This is a genomic window from Rhizobium sp. SVR5-2C, assembly GCF_056755115.1.
In genome coordinates, this window is the sequence record NZ_JBNDHT010000497.1 from 1 (window position 1) to 248 (window position 248).

General features: G+C 64.9%; 1 pseudogene. It reads left to right on the forward strand.

Annotated elements, in window-relative coordinates:
* Positions 1 to 248 (forward strand): annotated as a pseudogene (locus ACPYOI_RS36660) (DsbA family protein); the annotation flags it as partial.

Genomic DNA, 248 nt, shown 5'->3' on the forward strand with positions numbered 1-248 from the left:
GTTTGCGCTCGCCATGTTCGGCGCAGCCGTGCCTGCATCGGCAGACAGCTTCTCCGATACCCAGCGCACCGACATCGAGACGATCATCAAGAACTATCTCGTCAGCCATCCCGAGGTGCTCGAGGGGGCCATGGCCGAGCTCAGCAAGCGTCAGGCCGCGGCCGAGACGCAGAAGCACGAGGCCAGCATCGCGCAGAACGCCGACGCGATCTTCAACTCGCCGCGCCAGGTCGTGCTCGGCAACAAGG